Here is a 22527-nt window from a genome sequence, read left to right as displayed (position 1 = left end):
AGGAGAGAGAAAAAGTGGCAAAATGGTTGTATAAGCTCGGAAGTTGGACAGGTTCAAATAGTAAAAAGGTGATTACGGCTTTTATCTTGCTCATGGCTCTCTTGGGCGCACTGATCCTGAGCATGGGCACGTCGTTTAGTGAGGATGTTTCCATACCGGGAACCGAATCGGAAAAGGCCATGACCATCTTGCAGGAACAATTTACGGGCGGCGAACAAAAAGGGCAAGTCAACATTGTCTTTAAAGCTCCCGCAAATGAACCTTTAGATTCGGAAAAAAGCAAAGCGGCGATTAGCGACCTGCTAGCAAAGATTCAGGAGGATCAGGCGGTCATTTCCGTGGCAACGCCGTATGAGCTTGGGAATATTAACCCGGATAAACAAATTGGTTATGCGGTCGTTACTTATAATTCTCCCGCGGATCAGGTGTCTCAAGCGTCCAAAGACAGGGTGGAAGACAGCTTGAAGCTAACACGGGAACAAGGCATTGAGACGGGGTTAGGCGGGACGGTTAAATTTGAACAAACCAAAGCGGGCGGAGGACCGGGAGAAGTTTTGGGCATCGCTATGGCTTATGTGATCTTGGCGCTTACTTTTGCTTCCTTGCTTGTGGCGGGAATGCCGATACTTATCGCACTAATCGGTGTTGGTACCGGCGCCTTGTTAATCATGCTGGGAACGAACTTCTTCGATGTCTCATCGATATCCCTCACTTTGGCAGGAATGTTGGGGATTGCCGTGGGGATAGATTACTCCCTGTTCATTTTCTCCAGATTCAAACAACAACTGAAAAAAGGATATTCCGTACACGAGTCGATCGCCATCGCCAACGGTACGGCCGGCAATGCCGTTGTATTTGCTGGAATCACCGTGATTATTGCTCTGTTAGGGCTGATCGTTGTGGATATCCCGTTCATGACCACGATGGGGATCGCGACGGCAGTGGTCGTGTTGCTTTCGATTATTGTAGCCATTACGGTTGTGCCGGCGATCTTGGGAATCATGGGTCATCGAATTCAACCGGACAAAGGCAATCGATGGATCTTGAAGTTGACGCGGGCCAACAAGAAAAAAGATACGGACACCAATGCATGGAGCAGATTTGTTACGAAAAATCCTTTTGTCGTCGCATTCGTCGGTATAGCCCTATTAGTAGTCATGACCGTCCCGTTCTTCCATTTGAATCTCGGACTCCCTGACGATGGGAATAAGCCGTATGAAACGGCAGAGAGACAAGGGTACGATTTGTTAACGGAAGCGTATGGAGCCGGATTCCATTCTACATTAGTCGTGATTGCCGATCCTGCCAATCCGGAGGCTGCCGCTCCGGACAAGTTGAAGTCCCTGTCGGAACAAATTAGCGGATTGGATCACGTAAAAAGCGCTACGCCTGCGATGCCGAACCAAAGCGGCGATATGTTCTTAATGAGTGTGACCCCGGAGGATGGGCCAAACGCTCCGGAAACCAAAGACCTCGTAAATGAAATTAGGGCTCTGTCCGATCAGGGGAGCGTAGAGTTGTTGGTTACAGGAGCTACGGCCATTAATATAGATATCACGGAACAAATCATGAGCGCTTTACCGACCTTTGCCATTCTCATTGTTGCTTTCGCTTTTGTACTCATGATGGTCGTTTTCAGATCCTTGCTTGTCCCGTTAAAAGCGGTTCTCGGTTTTGTTCTTTCCATTGGCGCAACTTTAGGATTTACGGTATTCATTGTGCAGGACGGCAATTTCCTAGATCTGTTCGGCTTCCCCGGGGAGAGTGCGATCCTGTTCCTCTTGCCGGTGCTGTGTATCGGCATCCTGTTCGGTTTATCCATGGATTACGAAGTCTTCCTCGTTAGCCGAATGCGCGAAGAATTTGCGCATACCGGCGATGCGAAAAAAGCGATTCATGCGGGTTTGAAGGAAAATGGAGCTGTCGTTACGGCGGCCGGTTTAATCATGATCTCGGTATTCTCTGGCTTTATCTTCTCCCATGATCCTACGATCAAGCAAATGGGACTGGCCCTGGCAGTCGGCGTTTTGTTCGATGCCTTTGTCGTGAGATTGGCGATTGTACCCGCCGTGATGACTTTACTGGGCAAATCCGCTTGGTACTTCCCTAAATGGTTAGATAAAATACTCCCTAACTTCGATATTGAAGGGGAGACGATCATGAAAGAGTATTCCGAAAAGGGCAAAGAGCCAAAGTCCTATGCCGGGCAAGTCCGGTTGAATGAATAGCATAGCAGTATAAATGAATTGACGAACCCCCTCTTCGGTGATATATTGTGCATACACGGTATGCACAATATTTTTTTTGAGGAGGTACCGAATGCTGGCGTTGGATATTCAAAACGTAAATAAGAAATTCCCGAACTTTGAACTCAAAGAGGTTTCGTTCCAACTGGAGAAAGGGTACATCATGGGTTTTATCGGAGTCAACGGTGCAGGTAAAACAACCACAATCAAATCGATATTGAATATGACGCATATCGATAGCGGCGAGGTTCATATTCTGGGCAGAAAGCTGGCTGAACATGAGCTTGAATTGAAGCAGGACATCGGATTCGCTTTCGGAGGCGTCGAGTTTTATACCCGCAGCAAAATCAAGACATTGACCGATACGATTAAGAAGTTCTACCGGAATTGGGACGAGGAGACCTATTCCTATTACTTGCGAAGATTCAAACTGAATGAGAACAAAAAAATCGCCGATCTGTCGACAGGCATGAAGGTCAAATACAGCCTTGCTCTTGCTTTGTCTCACGGAGCGAAGCTTCTGATTCTCGACGAGCCGACAAGCGGGCTTGATCCGGCTTCAAGAGACGATTTGCTGGATATTTTCCAAGAACTGATCGTAGACGGTGAAGTCAGCATTCTATTCTCGACGCATATTACCTCCGACTTGGAGAAGTGCGCGGATTTCATTACGTTTATCTCAAACGGGCAAATTATTCTAAGCTGCGAGAAGGAAGAATTCAAAGAGACTTATCTCCTGCTGAACGGTTCCGCAAGCGAACTGGACCGGGTGAAGGACCGGATGATATCCTATAAAACGAATTCGTTTGGGTTTACGGGCTTGATCCACGCGAGCGACTTCGATCCCTCCGCTGGCATCAAAGCCGCCACGCCAAGCCTGGAGGAGATCGTGATTTATTATACGAAGAAGGAGGAGCAAATCCATGGTGAACTTGATTAAGAAAGATATCAAGCTGGGTGTACATCCCCTGTTTTTAATTATGCCATTCTTGACCGGCGCCTTGATGTTCATTCCCGGCTGGATTTACTTTATCGTGATCCTGTATTTTTGCTGGATCACCATTCCGAATATGTTTAACCAATTAAGATCGCAAAACGATTTGATGTTTACCTCGATGATGCCTGTCACGAAACGGGACATCGTGAAGGCGCGGGTATTCGTGATCGCGGGATTGGAAACGGCGCATCTGGTGGTTGCCCTAGTCTTTGGCATGATCACGCTCCGCTTGTATCCGGATTTGACCTATATTTTCTTCCCGCCGAATTTGGGGTTCTTTGGTCTCTGTTTTGCGATGCTGGCGATTTTCAACCTGATCTTTATTCCGATGTATTACAAGACGGCGTATAAATTCGGCATGGCGCTGCTTGCCTCCACCGTGGCTGCCACGTTGTTCGCCGGGATCGCCCAATGGCTCGGGATTCAGAACTCGGGGATAAACCGCATTTTCTATGGGACGGAAGCGAGCAGTGCGGCGCTTCAAGCCTATATTCTGATCGCGGGAATCGTGATCTTCCTAGCGCTTACCGCTATGGCTTGCCGGATTGCGATCAAACGATTCCTTCATGTGGAAATCCAATGAACGTAGCGATTTCGAACACCTCCGAGAAACCGATTTATCAGCAGCTTTTCGAACAAATCAGCGCTCAAATTTTGCAGGGCGAGCTGGAAAGCGGCTATTGTCTGCCGCCGATCAGGCAAGCCGCCCATGAGCTGCGCGTCAGCGTCATCACCGTCAAGAAGGCTTGGGAAGAGCTTGAACGGCGCGGGTTGATCCGTACGATTACAGGCAAGGGTTGCTTTGTGGCTGAGTTTTCACCCGAGGAGATGCGGCGAATACGCAGTGAAATGGTTACGGAGCAAATGGCTAGCGAGGTGGCTTACTACAAGTCCTTTGGCCTAAGTTTGGAAGAAGTGATCGAAGTATTGAAGAAGGTTTATTAACTCGCTCATACGAACGGTCTGACCCGCGTCTTCTCGGAACAAAGCTTGTCGTGACGATCCTTTCCGCCGGGCTGGGTTCATGGGCGTCCTCCAGATTAGTGGCTGCAACCTCTCCGCGTATGCTTGTTATTGAATAAGTTACAGGTGTACGTCGGATGAGCGCTTTGCCTGATTATCCCTTTTGATCAGAAACAGCTCTTGTTCCTGAACGAGAGGGATAATCGTACAAAGCGGTGCGCAAGAGACCCTATGACACGCTCAATAAAACCGATACAGACGCACTCCGTGCGGCGGTACCGTGGTGTGAAGCACGTCCGCCGCAAGTTCGGCCAGCGCTCCGCTCCACAGCTCGGACCCTGCGGCAACGCCCGACAGGCCAATCCGCTCCAGGGGGAGGTCCAGCGGCAGCGGGCTCTCGCCGACGTTGAACACGGCGGCATAGCTGAACCCTTCGGGATGTTCGGCCGTCCAAACGATGAGATCCCCTTGACGGATCGTTTCTCTGGCGTTTCGGCTCTCCCGGTGCATGCGCAGCACTTCGCGATTGGTCAGCAACGCCAAGGTCCATTCGTCGTTATCCCGCATTTCGCCGCCAAAGATGAGCGGCGAGCGGAAGATGCTCCAGAGCGACATCATCGTCAACTGTTCGTCTCGGGTGAACCGGGTCCAGCGGTCGGCCCCGCCGCCATCCACCGAGCGTATGCCGATGTGGCCGAGCGGTAGCATGTCGCAGTCCGGCCAGGAACCGGCTTGCGGTATGCCCTGCCAGGCCCGGCAGCGGTCGAACATGTCCCGCAGAAGCGGCCACTGGTCCCAGAAGTCGTCCGTCATCCGCCACATATTGGCATGCTCGACAAAGAAATCCGAGTGTTCAACGGGAGCCGGCCCGGGGGAGAGGCTTAGCACCATGGGGCGGCCGCATCGCTGGATTGCATGGGAGATCAAGGCGATTTCCGGCCGGTGAGTGCCATAAAGCTTTGAAGCTGCGATGTCGTCCACCTTCACCAGATCGACGCCCCACGCGGCATACAATTCAAAAAGCGAGTCGTAATAGGCCTGCGCGCCTTCTTTTGAGGCATCTACGCCATACATATCCGTATTCCAGGGACAAATGGAATTTGTATGCGCAATATCGCGTGCCGTTACGGAAACGGAAGTCCCTTTAATCGGGGAAGCGGCGTGAACAGCCTGCCGGGGGATGCCGCGCATGATATGAATGCCGAACTGCAGTCCAAGGCTGTGCACATAATCGGCCAACGGTTTGAAGCCTTGGCCTCCCGCCGCGGAGGGGAAACGGTTTTCGGCAGGCATAAGCCGGGAATAGCCGTCCATCACGAGCGGGACAAACGGCCGATATTGCGAGGAATGGGCCCCCGGTTCATACCACTGAATATCGACGGTAATGTAGCTCCAGCCGAATGCTTTAAGATGCTTCGCCATGTACTCCGCATTGCCGCGAATTTCGTCTTCCGTTACGGCCGCTCCGTAGCAGTCCCAGCTGTTCCAGCCAAGCGGCGGAGCAGGTGCGACAAGCCGATGGTCCATGTTCATCACTCCTCTACAGATCAACGAGCATAGCATAATAGAATATCCATAGCATGAATAACCCTGCCAAGGGATTGGAACGATAAGGTCATTATCCCATAATTTCAAAGGAGAATAAACCTATGGATACGGAAATGGAGTACGGGAGCGATTATAAATATATCCCTGCCACTTCGGTTGGAAGCGGTCACGGCGTTGAGGTGCTCCCGGACCTTTATTGCCATACCCTCCAAATCGTGAATATCTGCTTCGTCGGAGACCCGACCGCGCAGGAGTTTGTCCTGGTTGACGCAGGAATGCCCGGGTCGGCGAAAGAAATCATCTCCGTTGCGGAAGCTCGCTACGGGGCGGGCTGCCGGCCGAAAGCCATCCTTCTGACGCATGGACATTTTGACCATGTAGGCGCGGTGATCGAGCTGGTTGAGCACTGGAACGTTCCCGTATACGCTCATGAATGGGAAATCCCCTATTTGACGGGACAAAAGAGTTACCCGGAACCAGATCCCACCGTAGAAGGCGGTATGGTTGCCAAAATGTCCGCTTTGTTCCCCAATGAGCCTATTCGGCTGGGGAACCATGTTCAGCCGCTCCCGACGGACGGAAGCGTGCCGCATTTGGCCGACTTTCGTTGGATTCACACCCCGGGGCATACGCCGGGTCATGTGTCGTTGTTCAGGGACGAAGACCGCGCATTGATTGCGGCGGACGCGTTCGTGACGGTTAGGCAGGATGCGTTGTATAAGGTGCTGACACAGGAAGTGGAAATCAGCGGTCCGCCAAGATACCTGACCACCGATTGGGCAGCCGCATGGGAATCCGTCAGGAAATTAGCGGCCCTACAGCCTGCCGTAGCGGTTACCGGTCACGGACGTCCCGTATCCGGCCAAGTGTTGACGGACGGCTTGCTTCAACTGGCGAACGAGTTTGACCGTGTCGCCATCCCGGATTACGGGAAATACGTAAAGCAGTGAGCGGCGAAAGGCAGCGCAAAGAAAAAACGGAGGAGCATCGCCGGCTGCATGATGCCGGTTGACGCTCCCCCGTTTTTTCTTATTTATACGGATCGATCGTTTGGATTGTGCCGTCCGAATTGTAATGCAATTCGGTATACTTGACGCTGCGCTTATGATTTACGCCGCCGGACAACGAGCTGTCGTGATAGAACAAATACCATTTGTCCTGAAATTGCACGATGGAATGGTGCGTGGTCCAGCCGATGACCGGCGTCAGAATTTTACCTTTAAATACGTAAGGGCCCTGCGGGTTCTTGCTGATCGCATAGACGAGCGTGTGGGTGGTTCCGGTCGAATAGGACAGGTAGTAATAACCGTTGTATTTATGCACCCATGGCCCCTCGAAATACCGGCGGTCTTCGTCCCCGGCCAACAGCGGATTTCCGTCTTCGTCAACGATGGAAATCTCCTGCGGCGCCGATTTGAAGCTGAGCATATCGTCGCTTAATTCGGCGAATTGTGGCCCCAGCGCCGGCGCATCCGGTGCCGGTCCCTCGGCGTCCGGCTTGAAGGTTCCGGTTTGCCACTTCTCCAACTGGCCGCCCCAAAGTCCGCCGAAATACATATAGGCGCGGTTGTCGTCATCGACGAGGACGGCCGGATCGATGCTGAAGCTGCCGGAGATGTAGCTTTCTTGCGGCGTGAACGGCCCCGCGGGCGAGGAACTCGTAGCTACGCCGATGCGGAAGATGCCCTCTTTGTCCCGCGCGGGGAAATAGAGGTAATACGTATTGTTTTTGTAAGCGGCGTCGGGAGCCCACAGTTGCTGGCTCGCCCAAGGAATATCCCGCAGATGCAGGGCTTCGCCGTGATCGACGCATGGAGAGTTGAAATCATCCAGCGAGAGGACATGGTAGTCCTCCATCGCGTATTGGTCGCCGTTATCGTTGTCGGGACCGTTGTGATCGAGATCATGGGAGGGGTAGATATAGATTTTGCCGTCGTACACATGGGCGGATGGGTCAGCCGTAAAAATGTGCGTAACGATGGGTTCATTCGGACGTACAGGTCTTTCCATCAGGATTCCCCTTTACCTAGTTAGTTTGTTGACTAAACTTACTAACTTTAATTATACAGATGCACAAGCAACTATCAACCGCTTGAAGTTATTTTCTCCAAAATCGTCGGATTTTATAGGAAGACGGACGGCTTTGCCGGAACATATTTCTCCTATCGAAGGAATAGGATCACTGTAGGATTAATATGGAAAAAAATTAACATTGGCATGTTCAGGAGAAAGGAGTGATGATCGATGACGAATCATTTGGATCCATCCGCCTCAAGGCAGCCGGAAAACCAAGCCACCGGGGCGTTAACCGTGCCCGAGCCGATACGCGATGACGGCAGCGGCGCAACCGATACGGGACCGCGGGATGTGATGCGGGATCGCGAAAATCCCGATATGCTGGTTCCTCCGGTGACCGACAACGGATTGATTCCGAATTTGAAGTTTTCTTTTTCGGATACGCATATGCAGTTGAATCATGGGGGCTGGTCGCGGGAAATTACGATTCGGGAGCTGCCGGTCGCCACAACGCTGGCTGGGGTCAACATGCGTCTGACGCCGGGGGGAGTGCGGGAACTGCATTGGCATCAACAGGCGGAATGGTCGTTCATGATCTCGGGCAAAGCTCGGATTACGGCGGTGGATCAGGATGGCCGGAACTTTATCGCCGATGTGGGCGTTGGGGATTTGTGGTATTTCCCGCCGGGGATTCCCCATTCGATTCAAGGGCTGGAGGAAGGCTGCGAATTCTTGCTTGTGTTCGATGACGGGCATTTCTCCGACTTGAACACCTTGTCGATTTCCGACTGGTTCGCCCACACGCCCAAGGAAGTGCTCTCCGCCAACTTCGGTGTGCCCCGCAAAGCGTTCGAGCATATTCCAGGGAAACAGGTGTACATTTACCAGGATCGCGTTCCGGGACCGATTGCCAGCCAGAAGGTCGCTTCGCCGTACGGCGAAATTCCCGTCAGCTTCAAGCATAGCTTGCTGGCCCAGAAACCGATCACGACGCCGGGCGGGACCGTGCGCATTGCCGATTCCACGAACTTTCCCATCGCCAAGACGATTGCGGCTGCCCTTGTGGAGATCAAGCCCGGGGCCATGCGGGAGATGCATTGGCATCCGAACAACGACGAGTGGCAGTATTATTTGTCCGGCAAAGGGCGCATGACCGTATTCGCCGGAGGCGGCGTTGCCCGGACGTTCAACGTAAGAGCCGGGGATGTAGGTTATGTGCCGTTCGCCTATGGCCATTATATTCAGAATACCGGTGACCGCAGCATCTGGTTTCTCGAAATGTTCCGCAGCGACCGGTTCGCCGACGTGTCGCTCAACCAATGGATGGCGCTGACCCCCCGCGAGCTGGTACAGGATAATTTGCACGTCGGGCCTCTGCTGATGGATGCGCTGCGAAAGCAAAAATGGCCGGTTGTGAAGTACGACCGCAGTTGACGCTGACGACCGCCATGCCCAACTCCATAATCCCCGTCCATTACCTCCGTTGACAGCTAAGAACCTCCTCGACGTCATCCATCTGCACGATCAGCCGCTGGATCTCGTACGGATCGCCGCAGCGGGCGGCGATTTGCGGGAGAAGAACGCCGAGGCATTGCCGGTCTTGAACGGGAAGTCCCGCATTCGGCTCGGAACCGTCGGAGCATTCCGACGGTTCTTGAACTTTAAGGCGTACCAGGTCTTCCAGCAGGACGGAAACCCCGGGCAAATCGCCGAAGTCTTCGGGCGCAAACGGCTCAAACGGACCGGAAACCGGGAGATATAACGTCTTCGACCAATCCAGTTCGCCTGGCCGGGCATCCACGATCAACTGCAGCGGCCGGGTGGCGTCCCCGTAAAAATCGCAATACGCCGCAATGCGCATCGGTTACCGCCCTCCTTGTCCGCCGATTTGCCGTTCCAGTTGGGACAACATGCGCCGGGTCTCGGGCGACCAGCCCCGCTCCGCTTCGCGCTGGCGGCGGTTGGCTTCTTGGGCCGCCGCGATCAGGCTGCCGTGCAGCACCCGCCGCTGGATTTGATCCAGCCGCTGCTCGGCCAGTTCCGGTTGAACGCGAAACTGTTCGGCGACGAAGGCCACCGCCTCGCTGCGATGATCCGGCACCGGCAGCTTGGCGAACATATAAAACGGGATGGCGGCGTAGAGCGCGAACTGCTCGGCTTCGGTCTCCTGGGCATGCATGAACAGCTCCGTCATCCTACGCTGGTCTCCGGCGTGGCGCAGCACATGGCACAGCTCATGGAAGAAGACGATTCGCGCCTGCCCCGCCTCCATATGCTTATTCAGGAAAATCACGTTCTCCTCGTTATCCGAGAAAGAGGGATGATTCCCGTAAACCAACCCGACGCCAAAAGCTTCGGCGATTCGCTCAATGTCAAGATCGGCGGGCGTCGACATCCCGCGGTCCAGATATTTTGTATGGATCCATTGCTCCAGGTGGGTCTCATAATAATAGGCATACAACATCCAAATCACCCCGAATCAGAATGTATGTTCGGTTCAACGTCCGAAATAAGGGCCCTTAAGAATCAGGGCCTTCGTTGCTGGCATTATTTATAGGGTTGGTTAACTTCGCTCTACTTCGCTTCGTCCCCGTTCAGCAGCTTCTTCTTTTGCTCCCGATAAGCTCTCAAAGCGGCTTCCATCATGGCGATTTCATCGGCCGTATACGCTTCGGGACCGCCGAAAAAAGACAAGCTCGCGCCTTTCTCCGCCGCAGGGGACGGATCGGGTGTCCGGCCCAGCAAGTAATCGGCGCTCGTATCCAGCGCATCAACGATATTTCGCAGCACCTCCGGATCCGGCTTGCGGTCGTTTGTCTCATATCGGGACAACTGCACGACCGAAATGTCCGCTTGGGAGGCGAGGTCTTTTTGTGTGAGCTGACGTTGTTCACGAAGATATTTGATCCGATCGCCTAGCGTTTGCATGATTACTCCTCTTCCTTGCCGTTTCATTTAGTGTAGCATAGGTTGCCAAATTGGTAAAGTGGGATGAAAGAGATCAATTTTTTTGTGTTGTCAAATCGGCAATAAGCAGACTTGACATTACCGAATTGGCAACATATAATCAGGGTGAGGTTACCAGATTGGTAAAAAAGAGGAGGTGCAAGCGGTGCGAGGGAAGTTTAAGCCAGACTCACGCTTGGACAAGCAAGGAGTTTAGTCGAAGAGCCTGTTTGATATTTGCCAAAATGGCAATGAACTATAGGAGGGAAATGATATGGGGAGAAGACGCATTCATGTGTATCATGCTTTATTCGATTCGCTGCCGGTGGACGAAGCGGCAACCCGGGCGGCCGTGGAAAAGCGATTGGAGGAAGTCAGGCGCTACCGGCAGGTCGGATGGATTCGCAAGGAAGCGTTCATCACATCAGATTATGAGCCGAGGTTTCACGGCGCTACCCACACGGTAAGCCAACCGACGGAACGGCTGGCGATCGGAAACGTGGATCAGGAAGCGGAACTGATTCGCAAATCGCAGTTGCTGGACCTCGCGATGGAGCGGCTGTCGGAGGAGCAGCGGGAGGTGATCCGGCGAAGCTATTTGGATCAGAAAGCCGAATACGATTTCGTCAGCTGCGGCGAAATGGGCATCAGCGACCGGACGTACCGCCGCATCAAAGCCAGCGCGATCCGCCTTCTGGCGGCAGCCATGAGGCTGGAGGTTTATCAAGAAGCATCGCAAACGGCACAACACGGGGTCGGCTGAAAGCCGGCCTTTTTTGCGTCTAAAGAGCTGGGCGTTGTCCGATAGCTGTCCGGTGGATGTCCGACACTTGTCCGTTCGTTTGGTTTTCCCCGTGTTACATTGGTAGCGTGGAAAGGAAAAGTTACTGTTCAGCCGAATCAAATCGATGAAAACCGCTGGGTAAGTCAGCGGTTTTTGTTTTGGAAGGAAGGGGTGCCGATGCGGAAAAAGAACAAAACGCCGCCATATCCGTCTGAACCCGAATGGGTTCAACCGGCGCGTTGCCAGGGCTGTATTTGGGGGCGGCTGGAGGGAACGAAGCAGTTCTGCAGCCTGCCGCGCTGTTTACACGGCGATTTCATGCCGGAAAGGAGGTGATTGCCATTGCAGAAGGAGAGATGACGCCGACTCCGGTACCGGCGCCGATCACCAGCGACCCGTGGATGACGGGATTAGCCGAATGGTCGTTGGCGGCGTTAGGCCCGGAGTGGAAGGCCTACTCCGGGATGTGGCCGCCGGAAGCGGCCGCGCCAGCCGTGATGTGGCGGATGATCGGCATGGACGTGCGGGCGTTGGGTCCGTCGTCTTACGAGGTTCAAAAGCGGATGACGGCTTTTATTCTGGCGGAAGACGCGGATCGCGAGCATGCGGCGATGCTGCGGCTGCTGGAAGCGCTCGGCACGGCGGTGAAAATTCCGTTGGACGCCGCGGCCAAGCGGTATCTGCGCGTTGCCGATCCGAAGATAAGCGTGCCGCCGGAAGGGGCGGCGGGAAGCGAGACGGTGCAGGGGCCGCTGACCGTCACGTTGATTCGGCGAACGTCGAAGCCGGCGGCGGAAGCGCCGCTGATGCGGTCCGTTGTTTATCAATCGAAAATGAGATGAACGTTTCCCCCGGTTGCCGGGGCGGAGCGGAAAGGGGTTCAAATCGGCGAAGCGAAACGGTTTGCCGACTAATTTTTGAGGAAGAAGGTGCTGGTAATTATGGCAGGAGGAACATGGAATGTAACGGATCAGCCGGTACTGCCCGGGCTGTATCTGAATTTCGTCAGCGCGGCGGGGAACGCGATCCAGGCAGGGGCGCGCGGCGTCGTTGTCGCCCCGGTTAAAGCCCATTGGGGACCGGTCGGACAATTCGTGGAAGTGGCCGGGGAGGCGGCGATTCAAGAGTTGTTTTCCCTCGACGAGACGGACGGCGCGACGGCGTACGGTACGTTGTATCTCGCTTTGCTGGGCGGTCCGAAGAAAATGCTGGCTTACCGGCTGGCCGGGGCATCCGCGGCGGAGGCGTCGCTCACGCTTCAGGATGCTTCAAATAATCCGGCGCTGCGGGTGAAGGCCAAATATCCCGGTCAACGCGGAAACGGCTTTACCGTATCGGTCGGCCCAAGCCTATCGCTTCCCGGCAGCAAGGAGCTCAAGCTGTATGAAGGTACGGCGCTGCTGCGCACGTTCCCGTTGGGCGACGGAACGGCGGTACAAGCGGCAGCGGCCGTCAACGGCGATCCGGCCAACGCCTGGATCGTTGCGGAAGCGCTGGACAGCGGCTTGCTGGCCGATGTGTCGGGAGCGTCCCTGACCGGCGGGGACAGCGGCATCGCCGGGATCACGAACGCCGATTACGCTGCGGCTTTGTCCGCGTTCGAGACGCAGGACTTCCACGTGCTTACGCTGGACGGCGTGTCGGACGCGGCTTTGCGGACCAGCGTCGTCGCTTGGGTCAAGCGCGTCCGCGGCGAAGGCAAAGGCGTCATCGCCGTGCTGGGCGGCTCCGCGGCCGACGATACCGCATCCGATGCCGTCGGGAAAGCGGTGGCGCGCAGCGCCGCCATCGATCACGAAGGCGTCGTCAACGTCGGCACCGGCGCGGTGCTGAACGGCCGGGCGTATTCGTCCGCGCAGGTGGCCGCTTGGGTCGCGGGCTTGATCGCCGGCCAGCCGCTGAAGGCGTCGACGACGTACGCCGCCGCGCCGTTCGACGATGTGACGCGGCGCTGGACCCGCTCCGAGCAGGAGCAGGCGGTGCAGGGCGGGGTGTTCCTGCTCGTGCACGACGGCCGCCGGGTGAAGGCGCTGCGCGGCGTGAACAGCCTCATTTCGCCTCGCGAGGGGCAGAACAAGGGCTGGAAGAAAATCCGCAAAATCCGCGTCATGGACCAGATCAACGCCGACTTGCAGCGAACCGCCGAGGATGCCTACATCGGCAAAGTGAACAACACCGAAGAGGGACGTCTGGCGCTGATCGGCGCGGGAAAACAGTATCTGCAAACATTGGCCGCCGAGAACGTGATCGAGGCGACGGGATTCGACGTGATGCCGGATCCGCGGTTTTACGGCAGCGCGCCGCAATTCACGCCGGAGGACGATCAGGTTTTCCTGGCTTGGACGGCGGACGATACCGATGTGATGGAGCAGATTTTCGGCACGTTTTACGTGCAATAACTTTTAAGTTGGAGGAGGAGTTAAAGGATGGCGCAATTTCTTGATCCCGGCCGCGTGATGATGGGGACGTTTGGCCAGATTTTTATCGAAGGGGTATGGCAGTCGAACCTGAATCACCTGGAAGCGAGCGTCGAAGCGGAGAAGAAGGAGCTGAACCTCGTGGGCACCGATTATACGGTGTACAAACTGGGGCGCAAAAAAGGCACCGGCACGATGAGCGGCTACAAGGTCACGTCCGACATGATCGCGCGCGGCTTTCAGAAATTTTCGATCATTCATAAGCTGGACGATCCGGAAGCCTACGGGTTCGAACGTATCCAACTGAACAACTGCATGGTCGACAAAATCGTGCTGGCCAACTGGACCGCCGGCGAAGAGGTGACGGAGGAAACGCCGTTTACGTTCGAGTCGTACGAGCTGCTGGACCCGATCGTGGCGTCTTAAGTAGGAATGACGGAGCGGAGCGGCTGAGGGCTGCCGAGGGTGAACTGTGGCCTTAGTCGATGGACGGAAAACCAATTTCGAGCGAAGCCTAGCGGACATTTTGGGCGTTATGTTTGCTTATTGCCGGTTGGCGGGAGGAATAGCGGTAGGATGGGCGTTATTTGTGGCTATTTATCCCGCTATTCTTCGGCCTGCTCCGGCGGGGGTTCTATTGCTGAGCAACCGCCATTTACATTTATATATCTAAGGGAGGAAGCTATCTTGGGCGATTATCAATCCATGGATCCGGTCCATGAGCAGGAAATCTTGGACAGTCTGTTCGAAACCGCGGCGAATTTGCCGGAAGAGGCCGTGTTTATCGGACGCTTGGGACTGCGCGTGACCTTGCGCGGCCTGACGTCCAGCAAAGTGGACGCGATCCGTGAACGTTGCACGGTACGCAAGACGACCAAAGGCCAGGTGACGGAGAAGATCGACAGCGAGCTGTTTAACGCGGCGTTGATCAAGGAAGCCACCTCGGCGCTGGAGGTGGTGAAAAAGACCGGCGGCAGTGATCGCGGCGCGGAGACGCACAGCGTCAAGCTGAGCGGCTGGGGCGACGAGCGCCTGACCAGCCGGTTGAAGCTGTCCGGCGGAGAAGAGGCGGTGCGCCGCCTGCTATTGGCCGGGGAGCTCGACGCCGTCGGCGATAAAGTGCTGGAGATTTCCGGGTTCGGGGTGGACATCGAAGACGTAAAAAACTAATCGACTCCGGCGGCATGACGACGCTGCTGTTCCATATGTGGACGCGGCATCATCTTCGCCCCGGGGAATACTGGTCGCTCCCCAAGGGAGAGCGCTTGCTGCTGCGGGCTTTTTCGGAAAGGGAGCTGGAGATGTTGTGAGGCGTGGATCGCCGAGAGATTAACTGGACAAGTCATGTGCAGGATCAATCGAGCGGCACGATGCCATCGAAATAATGGCCTAGATGCAGTTATTTCCGCGCATTTCCGTCCAATCGGCTAAATAGCTGCGTAGGTGCAGTTATTTTCTGAGAATTTTGAGAATTCGGCACTAGCCTTGCATAGAAGCTGACATGGATTGGATTAAGAATCAAAAGTATACATGAAATGTATCTAGATCAAATATTTTGCAGTTAGTTATCCAGGCTCATCGCCAAAAAGTCGATCTCCCTGTAAGCATAGGATCATGTTACCAATTATTGTATATATGCCCTTGTGTAACTATTTCTTGATCAATTTTACGGTCTTGTGCACCTTAGGATGCTTTCGAGGGCGACCGAGCTTCTTTTTCTTACGCCTACCAAGTGAATGCTTGGTCGGCTTGCGGTTCAATCGCTCCACAAATGCAGTCCATGAGGATGTTATATACGCTCGCAGCATCTTCAAAAAGGACCACAAGCGCTGAGGGGGTGCGGACTCTTGATGAATCAACTGCAGTAAGGCATGAGCAATCATCGCCAAATAGATTTGGTTCCACACCGCCTCTGGCTTGTAGCTGTATAGATGAACAAGACTTACATGTTGTTTCATCCATTTGAAAAACAGCTCGATGGCCCAGCGCCCACGATAGATGTCACTGATCTGTACAGCTGCTCGATCCCATACGTTTGTCAGAACCCGGTACAGACGTTCTTTGTCATCGATGTATTCCACCAATCGCAAAGAAACCTCCACTTGTTCTTTCGTTTCTTTATCCGTGTAGGATACGGTGACATCGGCATCGCGAAGGATCGAAGGGAACTCGGAAACATCGCGTTCTTCCTTCACAACGGTTCGGCTGTTTTTCTGGATACGTGCGACGAAGCGAATATTGTTTTCTAACCAATGCTTGAATTGGCTATACACAATGTAACCGCGGTCCATCACATGAATCGCCTTGGGATCGACGACGAGATCCAGCGCGACTTCCGAGTCTGCGACGCCTCGAGTGGAACAGACCATCTGATCGCAATAGCAGAGGCCTGGGCGGGCTAATACGACACTCGTATGAATCTTAATGCCATTGCTTGTCTGTGAATTATAAGCCCATTTACCCGCCATCTCTGGAAGAGACAACACCGTCGAATCGATGATGCGCAGCTTTCCGAGATGAGCCCCTTTTTGCGCTGAACAAACCTGATTTTGCTTAGAGATCAATTGGAACCAAAGCTCTTGCAGTTCCACTAATGGAAGTGCGTTTAAGGTCCGGTCAATCTGAGAAGCGCTGATGCGGACAAGACCAATATCTTGTTGTAACTGCGGATTCGCATCGAGATGAAGGCTAATGGCCTCCAAATCGCTACGTTGGCTTAATTGGGCTTCGATCAACAGCTTAACCGCTTTGACGAAAGTGAACTTGCGACGATAATTAAACAACGGAAAATGATCGTCGGATAAATCCATGTAATCTAGGCATTTACAAATGACGGTCTGATCTGGTACATTACCCATGGTGAGCTCCTTTTGTGAGAGGAATGGGTAACATGCCTATCCTTCAACATTAGGAGTTTTTTTATGGATTTCCAGAGTGATTCCATCAATTTCTTCAATATTTAGGAATTTGTGAGAATATTATTTTTCTTATGTCAGGTTTGGTGCAAGGCTAGTGAGAATTCGGCCGTTTTACTGGGAATAACTGCATGCTTGCAACTATTTTCGGAAAAACCCGATAAATGGGAGAATTAACTGCATTCTTGCTCTTATTTTCGGATTTCAGGTGTACTGATGATCGAGTACCGGGCATTCCAGCAGAGGGTTCTATGTTAGTTCGGTAGAGCCCATGCTCACCAAAAACATGGAGAAAGGAGGTAAGCTATGGCTGTCAATGAGAAGTTCGAGCTTGATTTTGAGATCGACGACCGCAATATCGACAAAACCGAGAAAAAGCTGCGCAGTCTGGACAAGCTTCTGCAGCAAACCCAGCGCCGGGCCGGTCTGCTGGGTAAAACCCGGATCAAACCCATCCTTGCGTTGGAGGACCGTTTGACGCCCGCCGCCCGTAAGGCGGAGGAAGCGCTGGACCGTCTGCAACGAACGACGGCGAAACCTATGGTGCAATTGAGCGATCGCGTCTCTCCTTTCGCATTGAAGCTCCGAACTTCCCTTGCCGCGCTAACTACTACCCCATGGCAGGTTACTGCAGCGGGGGTAGATTGGGAGGCGATGGTTGGCGACTCTTTTGCCGGATGGGTAAGCTCAGAGGGAAAAAGCACGCTGGGGCGGATTTCCTCGGCGATTGGAGCAGCGCTAGGATGGTCAGGAAAGGCCGTGAGTTCCCCGCCCGAGCCTGAAGTTCAGGGGATGTGGAAGAAGGACGCGCCCTTGTCCGCGAAACCGGGTTACCCGATGCCGGATGGATACGACCCGTTATCGAATCGAGTCGCTGAGGCGGGAAAAAGTAAAGTCCCCGAAAGCACCGGGCCTGAAAGTAAAGGGCTTCTGGAAAAGTCGGTAGGATCCTTGTTCGGCTTCACGAAGGATGTTCGAAAGGATGTATCGAAGGACTACGCCAAGGAAGGCACGAAAGAACTGATTGACAAATACATTTTCAAAAAAGATGAAAATGACAAGAAAATCGTGTGCAAATGCGAAGTCACCTGTAATTGCAACTGTGGTTCAGGCGGTGGCGGTTATATCGGCGGAACCGGAGCTAAGGGGAAACGAACTGGTCGTGCTTCAAGGGGACGGAGACCTATGAATACGAAGCTCCCGCGAGTACAACTGCCTAAACCGAGTTCCGGCCGCGGTATCGCTGGCTCTCTGGGGAAAATTGGGGCTGGGATGCTCCTAAGCACAGGGGGAGATTTGTTGGGCGGCAGTGGCCTTCCGGAGTTGTTAACCAAAGGAGCGGGCTCGGTTGACCGCTTCGGAGCGAAGTTATTAGGCAAAGCCGGGGGGCTGATCGGGAAGATCGGCAAGGGCATCAAGCTTCCGGGGCCGTTAGGTTTACTGTCGAACGCAACTGTAATCGCAACGGCTCAGAACAATAAAGAACGCGTGAAGGCGACCACTTCCGCGGTGGTTTCTTCTATCGGCGGTTTCGTAGGCGGTGCTGTCGGTTCGATCATTCCCGGAGCGGGGACAGCGATCGGGGCGACGTTGGGCGCGATGGGCGGTGACTTCATTGGAGATAAATTGGGTGGATTTGTGTATAACCTTTTTTCTAAGAAAAAGAAAGCCGCCGACAAGAAGGCAACTCCGAAGGCGTCCCCTTTGCCGGTGGGGAGGAGTATGGGCTTATCTTCGGTTCCGCAGCTCGCTCCGAGCTTGTCTGGTATAAATCCGTATGTGGGGAACTCGAACCGTCCGAAGGACAGAGCAAATCCAACCTCTGCAGTGCCTCAGATTAATGTTTCCTTATCCCGGGGGGCGCTTAGCCTCACCGTGAACAAAGACGAGATCAATTACGACGAACTCGCGAAGGCGGCCGGCTGGAAAATCGCCAACGAGGTGCGGTTCGCCATGCAAAATCTGAAATAGGGGAGGGGAGGAGCCTTATGGAAATTCATTTTATCGATGGGACGGGTCAAAACTTCGTGTTTCCCGTCAATCCGGAGGAGATTACGATCTCGCGGAGCAAAGGCGTGGAGACCGTGAATATCGTATCGCTGGGGGAATACGACTTTCCGGCTGGAGAGAAGGTGAAGGAGATCGCCTTCTCTTCTTTTTTTCCGGCGGCATATGATCCGGGGTATTGCAACTATCAAGATCTCCCCGATCCGCAGGAGGCGATGAACCGATTAACCGCGATGATGAACAGCGGGTCGCCGGTCCGAATGATTATCACGGGTACGGCTGTAAACGTGCTGGTGACAATCGCCGCGCACAACAGCACCTTTCGGGGCGGGGAGCCGGGGGACGTGTACTTCGACCTCACCGCCCGGACTTGGCGGGAGATGAAGATTCACACTCAGGCCGCTGCCGGGGGGACGGCTTCCAACGCCAAATCGGCCCGACCGGACACGAAGCAACCGGCGAAAACCTACGTCGTCAAAGCCGGTGACACGTTGTCCAAAATCGCCAAGCTGGAGCTTGGCGACAGCTCGAAGTGGCAGCAGATTTACAGCGCCAACCAAAAAACGATCGGCAAGGATCCGAACCGCATCAGGCCCGGTCAAAAGCTGGTGATACCGAAGTGAGTTACGAGGTGGTGCTGCAAAACCAATATTACTTGCGGGAAGTTGTGGAGAGTATCTCGCTCAAGGATTCGCTCGAACAGACTTCTTATCAAGGTACGATTGGGCTGAGCATTCCGGCTTCTTTTCCGGGGATCGAACCGGGGCAGGAGATTCGGATCAGCGGCGTCCCGTTTAAGGGGGACAGGAGTAGTGCCGGGGGGCAGGCGGGCGGCGGTGGGATGGTCCCGTTGCTGCATCCGGGCGTGGTGTGGGATTGCTCCAGTACGCTGAAACAGACGAAGCACATGACGGTGACGGTGTATGACCGGACGATTTATTTAGCGAAATCGGAGGATGAGTATCTGTTTCCGGCAGGGGGAACGGCTGCTCAGCGCTTGAAGAAATACGCGGCGGACTGGGGCATTCCGCTCGATGCGGTGCCGGACACGAAAACGAAACTGAAAAAAGCCGTCTATCGCCCGCAAACGCTCTACAACATGATCTTGTCCGACCTCAAGGAGACGGTGAAGGCCGGCGGGGAGATGTACATTCCGCGGATGACGCCTGCCGGGTTAACTTTGTTCAAGATCGGCAGTAATACTGGGGTCTGGAAGCTGGAGCAACTGGAGGAAGCCACGCAAAACCGCACGCTGGAGGGGGCGGTGACGCGGGTTAAAGTGATCGGGTCCGAGGACCGGGGGGATAGCGCGCCTTCCAAGGTGCTGGCCGTAGCAAGCGGGGAGACTGCCAAATACGGGGTGCTCCAACGGATTATGCAGGACGAGAACGTCAAAACCGTCGGCGCCGCCAAAAAATTTGCCGAGTCGATGCTGACCGGTCAAGCGCAGTCCTACACCGTAACTTGTATAGATCTGAATACGATCCGAGCCGGGGACAAGGTGAATTTTAACGGGCTGAACCTGATTGTGACCTCCGTTTCGCATGAGCTGGGGGACCCCGGGCATATGACGCTGGAGCTGGCAACGATGGACGACGTGAAGAGGAGGTATTATCTTGACCATTGATCCTTATGCGGCGTTGGCCGTATCGCTGCGAGAGAATGCCGCGAAGAAAGCAGCCGAAGCGTTAACCGGCGTGACGGCGGAGCTCGGGACCGTGACGGGTACGGGACTGAAGCTGGACGGCTTCAAGCACGAAATCCAGGAGTACTTGGTCGCGGAGTTTCCGGGGACGCTGAAGCTGCCGGAGTTGAAGCTGACCGGCGCCGTTCGCGGGTTGAGGGTTAGTGAGGGCGGCAGTGTGGAGGGACAAGGGGAGTTTGCGTTCAAGCCCTCGGAAACCGATGAAACGGTGTTGTCGCTCCGGTACAAGCCTGGAGACCGCGTGCTGGCGCTGCCGTTGAACGGCGGGAATGACGCGGTTGTGCTGTGCAGGGTGGTGAGCGGGAATGGCTAATCTTTTTCCGGAGATGGTGGCGGATTCTTGGTCGGCTGTGGTGTCGGACGGGCAGGAGTCGCTTCTGGATGCGGTCACGTTTGGCCGGAGTTGGCGGTTCGACTTTGAGGCTGGGGAGTTCGTGATGACGCCGACGGGGAAAATCGCTCCTGCCGACGAGATCGCCGCGTGGAAAGTGTGGTGTGAAAAAGCGATCCGTACCCCGCGGTATCGGCACTTGATTTACTCCCGCGCGTACGGTCAGGAATTCGAGGAGTTGATCGGCCAAGGTTATAGCCGGGCCGTTCAGGAAAGCGAAATCCGGCGGATCGCGACGGAGACGCTGATGGTGGACCCGCGGACGTTGAGCGTGGACGGGTTTGTTTTTGATTGGCGGGAGGATGGGTGCCGATTTATGTGCCAGGTCAAAAATGTAAGGGAGGACGAGTTACTGGTGGAAGGGAGCGTGACGTGATGGCGGAGTTGCCGCTTTATTTGCAGGATCAGACGGAAGCGCGGATTATGCAGCGAATGCTGGAGCGGGTGCCTTCGGATATCGATAAATCCGAGGGTTCTTTTATTTGGGACGCGGAGGCGCCGGCGGCCTTCATGCTGTCGGAGGCGGCGGCGTGGGCGCAGCAGTTGCTGGCGCGCGGGTTTGCGAGCACGACGTACGGGGAGTATCTCGATCTCCGGGCGGCGGAGCACGGGGTGACGCGGCGGCCGGCTGTGGCCGCAACCGGCGTGGTGCGGTTTACCGGAGAGCCGGGGAGAACGGTCCCTGCGGGGACGGTTGTAGCGACGCCGGCGGACGAGTACTCGGCGGAGGCGTCGATGGAATACGAAACGACGGCAGCCGTGACGTTGGATGAGCGCGGCGAGGGGACGGCCCCGATCCGGGCGCTGGTTCAAGGCCGTGCGGGCGTTGTACCGGCGGGCGTCATTCAGGTGATGGCTACGCCGGTCGGCGGCGTGACGGCCGTCACGAACCCGGAGGCTACGCGGGGCGGTGCGGATATCGAGTCGGATGAGCTGCTGTTGGAGCGGTTTTTCTCGCAGGTGCGCAATCAGGGGACGAGCGGGAACAAAGCGCAATATTTGAAGTGGGCCGGGGAGGTGCCGGGCGTGGGCGGAGCCCAGGTGGAGCCGTTATGGCAGGGACCGGGGACGGTCGGCATCTATTTATTGGATGCCGACAAGCGGGCGGCTAGCGAGGAGATCGTTGCCGCGGCGCAAGCCTACATCGATCCGACCCGGGACGGGCAAGGCGAAGGCGCGGCGCCGGCGGGGCCGATCGTCACGGTGATGGCCGCCGAGGAGGTACCGATCGATATTCGCGTGAAGCTGACGCTCGCCAGCGGCGTGACGATGGCTGAGGTGAAGAAGAAGATTGAGGAGGGCGTGCGTGCGTATTTGAAGCAGCTGGCTTTTGCCGACCCGTTAGTGCGGTTTACGCGGATTGCCGCGATTCTGCTCGACATTCCGCCGATCATCGACTATGCCGAGCTGATGGTGAACGGCAACGCCGACACCAACCTGGAGATCTACACGGGCCAGGTTGCCGTGCTGGGGACGGTGGATGTGGATGAGTGAATCGAGGTTTGGGACGAGTGGGGCTTTGCTTGCGAATGCGGGTGAGCCTTTACTGGCAAGCTCCAACGTTTCTGTACTAACCAGCCCCCGGGGGCGCG

At 55.0% G+C, this 22527-nt stretch carries 24 protein-coding genes; 18 read left to right on the top strand and 6 right to left on the bottom strand.

The features are described 5' to 3' along the window. The first annotated feature begins 14 nt into the window (after positions 1–14). From ACZF99_RS18050 to ACZF99_RS18035, 4 genes are all read left to right on the top strand, one after another. A complete protein-coding gene (locus ACZF99_RS18050) occupies positions 15–2228 on the top strand; it encodes an MMPL family transporter (RefSeq protein ID WP_483606452.1) in 2214 nt (737 codons plus the stop codon). A gap of 91 nt (positions 2229–2319) precedes the next feature. Beyond that, positions 2320–3186: an ABC transporter ATP-binding protein gene (locus ACZF99_RS18045; protein ID WP_483606451.1), complete on the top strand. Its 867-nt coding sequence runs from the start codon at positions 2320–2322 to the stop codon at positions 3184–3186. After that, positions 3170–3826, top strand: a complete 657-nt coding sequence (locus ACZF99_RS18040) for an ABC-2 transporter permease (protein ID WP_483606450.1) — start codon at positions 3170–3172, stop codon at positions 3824–3826. The genes ACZF99_RS18045 and ACZF99_RS18040 overlap by 17 nt, the downstream gene beginning before the upstream one ends. Then, entirely contained in the window at positions 3823–4188 is a 366-nt protein-coding gene (locus ACZF99_RS18035) for a GntR family transcriptional regulator (RefSeq protein ID WP_483606449.1), read from the top strand. Before ACZF99_RS18040 ends, ACZF99_RS18035 begins: the two co-directional genes overlap by 4 nt. Before the next feature lie 258 nt (positions 4189–4446). Here ACZF99_RS18035 and ACZF99_RS18030 read toward each other — a convergent pair whose 3' ends face one another. Continuing rightward, entirely contained in the window at positions 4447–5733 is a 1287-nt protein-coding gene (locus tag ACZF99_RS18030) for a glycoside hydrolase family 27 protein (protein WP_483606448.1), read from the bottom strand. Positions 5734–5855: 122 nt separating this feature from the next. Here ACZF99_RS18030 and ACZF99_RS18025 point away from each other — a divergent pair, with 122 nt between their 5' ends. Further along, entirely contained in the window at positions 5856–6704 is an 849-nt protein-coding gene (locus ACZF99_RS18025; protein ID WP_483606446.1) for an MBL fold metallo-hydrolase, read from the top strand. 79 nt (positions 6705–6783) lie between these two features. Here ACZF99_RS18025 and ACZF99_RS18020 read toward each other — a convergent pair whose 3' ends face one another. Further along, a complete protein-coding gene (locus tag ACZF99_RS18020) occupies positions 6784–7764 on the bottom strand; it encodes a glycoside hydrolase family 43 protein (RefSeq protein ID WP_483606445.1) in 981 nt (326 codons plus the stop codon). Positions 7765–7998: 234 nt separating this feature from the next. On the opposite strand from ACZF99_RS18020, the gene ACZF99_RS18015 reads away from it, so the two are divergent. Further along, entirely contained in the window at positions 7999–9204 is a 1206-nt protein-coding gene (locus ACZF99_RS18015) for an oxalate decarboxylase family bicupin (RefSeq protein WP_483606444.1), read from the top strand. Between the two features lie 40 nt (positions 9205–9244). Here the strand turns inward: ACZF99_RS18015 and ACZF99_RS18010 are convergent, their stop codons facing one another. The 3 genes from ACZF99_RS18010 to ACZF99_RS18000 all read right to left on the bottom strand — a co-directional run bounded on the left by ACZF99_RS18010 (position 9245) and on the right by ACZF99_RS18000 (position 10698). Beyond that, positions 9245–9631, bottom strand: coding sequence for a hypothetical protein (locus ACZF99_RS18010; RefSeq protein ID WP_483606443.1), 387 nt, complete (start codon positions 9629–9631; stop codon positions 9245–9247). Between the two features lie 3 nt (positions 9632–9634). Then, positions 9635–10234 (bottom strand): ImmA/IrrE family metallo-endopeptidase, encoded by a 600-nt coding sequence (locus tag ACZF99_RS18005; protein ID WP_483612821.1) that lies wholly within the window; start codon positions 10232–10234, stop codon positions 9635–9637. Positions 10235–10344: 110 nt separating this feature from the next. Beyond that, positions 10345–10698, bottom strand: a complete 354-nt coding sequence (locus tag ACZF99_RS18000) for a helix-turn-helix domain-containing protein (protein ID WP_483606442.1) — start codon at positions 10696–10698, stop codon at positions 10345–10347. A 292-nt stretch (positions 10699–10990) separates the two neighbouring features. On the opposite strand from ACZF99_RS18000, the gene ACZF99_RS17995 reads away from it, so the two are divergent. The 6 genes from ACZF99_RS17995 to ACZF99_RS17970 all read left to right on the top strand — a co-directional run bounded on the left by ACZF99_RS17995 (position 10991) and on the right by ACZF99_RS17970 (position 15227). Beyond that, complete coding sequence (locus tag ACZF99_RS17995) at positions 10991–11479, top strand: ArpU family phage packaging/lysis transcriptional regulator (RefSeq protein ID WP_483606441.1); 489 nt, start codon at positions 10991–10993, stop codon at positions 11477–11479. A 242-nt stretch (positions 11480–11721) separates the two neighbouring features. Continuing rightward, entirely contained in the window at positions 11722–12342 is a 621-nt protein-coding gene (locus ACZF99_RS17990) for a hypothetical protein (protein WP_483606440.1), read from the top strand. A 99-nt stretch (positions 12343–12441) separates the two neighbouring features. Next, positions 12442–13899 (top strand): phage tail sheath family protein, encoded by a 1458-nt coding sequence (locus ACZF99_RS17985; protein ID WP_483606439.1) that lies wholly within the window; start codon positions 12442–12444, stop codon positions 13897–13899. A 27-nt stretch (positions 13900–13926) separates the two neighbouring features. Next, positions 13927–14343, top strand: a complete 417-nt coding sequence (locus ACZF99_RS17980) for a phage tail tube protein (protein ID WP_248552074.1) — start codon at positions 13927–13929, stop codon at positions 14341–14343. Positions 14344–14622: 279 nt separating this feature from the next. Then, the gene (locus ACZF99_RS17975; protein WP_483612819.1) at positions 14623–15087 is read left to right on the top strand and encodes a phage tail assembly chaperone; all 465 of its coding nucleotides are present in this window, start codon (positions 14623–14625) and stop codon (positions 15085–15087) included. A 14-nt stretch (positions 15088–15101) separates the two neighbouring features. Continuing rightward, a complete protein-coding gene (locus ACZF99_RS17970; protein WP_260071006.1) occupies positions 15102–15227 on the top strand; it encodes a hypothetical protein in 126 nt (41 codons plus the stop codon). Positions 15228–15566: 339 nt separating this feature from the next. Here ACZF99_RS17970 and ACZF99_RS17965 read toward each other — a convergent pair whose 3' ends face one another. Beyond that, a complete protein-coding gene (locus ACZF99_RS17965; protein WP_483605706.1) occupies positions 15567–16727 on the bottom strand; it encodes an IS4 family transposase in 1161 nt (386 codons plus the stop codon). A gap of 411 nt (positions 16728–17138) precedes the next feature. Between ACZF99_RS17965 and ACZF99_RS17960 the strand changes: the two genes are divergently transcribed. From ACZF99_RS17960 to ACZF99_RS17935, 6 genes are read left to right on the top strand one after another with little or no spacing between them, the layout of a single operon-like run. Continuing rightward, the gene (locus ACZF99_RS17960; protein ID WP_483606437.1) at positions 17139–18803 is read left to right on the top strand and encodes a hypothetical protein; all 1665 of its coding nucleotides are present in this window, start codon (positions 17139–17141) and stop codon (positions 18801–18803) included. Positions 18804–18820: 17 nt separating this feature from the next. Further along, the gene (locus ACZF99_RS17955; RefSeq protein ID WP_483606436.1) at positions 18821–19462 is read left to right on the top strand and encodes a LysM peptidoglycan-binding domain-containing protein; all 642 of its coding nucleotides are present in this window, start codon (positions 18821–18823) and stop codon (positions 19460–19462) included. Then, positions 19459–20466, top strand: coding sequence for an XkdQ/YqbQ family protein (locus ACZF99_RS17950; RefSeq protein ID WP_483606435.1), 1008 nt, complete (start codon positions 19459–19461; stop codon positions 20464–20466). The genes ACZF99_RS17955 and ACZF99_RS17950 overlap by 4 nt, the downstream gene beginning before the upstream one ends. Positions 20467–20479: 13 nt before the next feature. Beyond that, positions 20480–20857 carry a hypothetical protein gene (locus ACZF99_RS17945; protein WP_483612817.1) on the top strand — a complete coding sequence of 126 codons (378 nt, stop codon included), beginning with the start codon at positions 20480–20482 and terminating at the stop codon, positions 20855–20857. Next, a complete protein-coding gene (locus ACZF99_RS17940) occupies positions 20850–21311 on the top strand; it encodes a DUF2634 domain-containing protein (RefSeq protein ID WP_483606434.1) in 462 nt (153 codons plus the stop codon). The genes ACZF99_RS17945 and ACZF99_RS17940 overlap by 8 nt, the downstream gene beginning before the upstream one ends. Then, positions 21311–22429, top strand: coding sequence for a baseplate J/gp47 family protein (locus ACZF99_RS17935; RefSeq protein ID WP_483606433.1), 1119 nt, complete (start codon positions 21311–21313; stop codon positions 22427–22429). Before ACZF99_RS17940 ends, ACZF99_RS17935 begins: the two co-directional genes overlap by 1 nt. The last annotated feature ends 98 nt before the right edge of the window (positions 22430–22527 follow it).

The sequence above is a fragment of the Paenibacillus sp. JL3B1040 genome, from assembly GCF_057063165.1.
The sequence above is the reverse complement of the archived record's forward strand: the minus strand, read 5'-3'. Positions and strand labels throughout refer to the sequence as shown.

Coding starts and splice junctions, on each gene's coding strand:
- ACZF99_RS18045 (WP_483606451.1), top strand. CDS start 2,320: ATGCTGGCGTTGGATATTCAAAACGTAAATAAGAAATTCCCGAACTTT.
- ACZF99_RS18040 (WP_483606450.1), top strand. CDS start 3,170: ATGGTGAACTTGATTAAGAAAGATATCAAGCTGGGTGTACATCCCCTG.
- ACZF99_RS18035 (WP_483606449.1), top strand. CDS start 3,823: ATGAACGTAGCGATTTCGAACACCTCCGAGAAACCGATTTATCAGCAG.
- ACZF99_RS18030 (WP_483606448.1), bottom strand. CDS start 5,733: ATGGACCATCGGCTTGTCGCACCTGCTCCGCCGCTTGGCTGGAACAGC.
- ACZF99_RS18025 (WP_483606446.1), top strand. CDS start 5,856: ATGGATACGGAAATGGAGTACGGGAGCGATTATAAATATATCCCTGCC.
- ACZF99_RS18020 (WP_483606445.1), bottom strand. CDS start 7,764: ATGGAAAGACCTGTACGTCCGAATGAACCCATCGTTACGCACATTTTT.
- ACZF99_RS18015 (WP_483606444.1), top strand. CDS start 7,999: ATGACGAATCATTTGGATCCATCCGCCTCAAGGCAGCCGGAAAACCAA.
- ACZF99_RS18010 (WP_483606443.1), bottom strand. CDS start 9,631: ATGCGCATTGCGGCGTATTGCGATTTTTACGGGGACGCCACCCGGCCG.
- ACZF99_RS18005 (WP_483612821.1), bottom strand. CDS start 10,234: ATGTTGTATGCCTATTATTATGAGACCCACCTGGAGCAATGGATCCAT.
- ACZF99_RS18000 (WP_483606442.1), bottom strand. CDS start 10,698: ATGCAAACGCTAGGCGATCGGATCAAATATCTTCGTGAACAACGTCAG.
- ACZF99_RS17995 (WP_483606441.1), top strand. CDS start 10,991: ATGGGGAGAAGACGCATTCATGTGTATCATGCTTTATTCGATTCGCTG.
- ACZF99_RS17990 (WP_483606440.1), top strand. CDS start 11,722: ATGGGTTCAACCGGCGCGTTGCCAGGGCTGTATTTGGGGGCGGCTGGA.
- ACZF99_RS17985 (WP_483606439.1), top strand. CDS start 12,442: ATGGCAGGAGGAACATGGAATGTAACGGATCAGCCGGTACTGCCCGGG.
- ACZF99_RS17980 (WP_248552074.1), top strand. CDS start 13,927: ATGGCGCAATTTCTTGATCCCGGCCGCGTGATGATGGGGACGTTTGGC.
- ACZF99_RS17975 (WP_483612819.1), top strand. CDS start 14,623: ATGGATCCGGTCCATGAGCAGGAAATCTTGGACAGTCTGTTCGAAACC.
- ACZF99_RS17970 (WP_260071006.1), top strand. CDS start 15,102: ATGACGACGCTGCTGTTCCATATGTGGACGCGGCATCATCTTCGCCCC.
- ACZF99_RS17965 (WP_483605706.1), bottom strand. CDS start 16,727: ATGGATTTATCCGACGATCATTTTCCGTTGTTTAATTATCGTCGCAAG.
- ACZF99_RS17960 (WP_483606437.1), top strand. CDS start 17,139: ATGGCTGTCAATGAGAAGTTCGAGCTTGATTTTGAGATCGACGACCGC.
- ACZF99_RS17955 (WP_483606436.1), top strand. CDS start 18,821: ATGGAAATTCATTTTATCGATGGGACGGGTCAAAACTTCGTGTTTCCC.
- ACZF99_RS17940 (WP_483606434.1), top strand. CDS start 20,850: ATGGCTAATCTTTTTCCGGAGATGGTGGCGGATTCTTGGTCGGCTGTG.
- ACZF99_RS17935 (WP_483606433.1), top strand. CDS start 21,311: ATGGCGGAGTTGCCGCTTTATTTGCAGGATCAGACGGAAGCGCGGATT.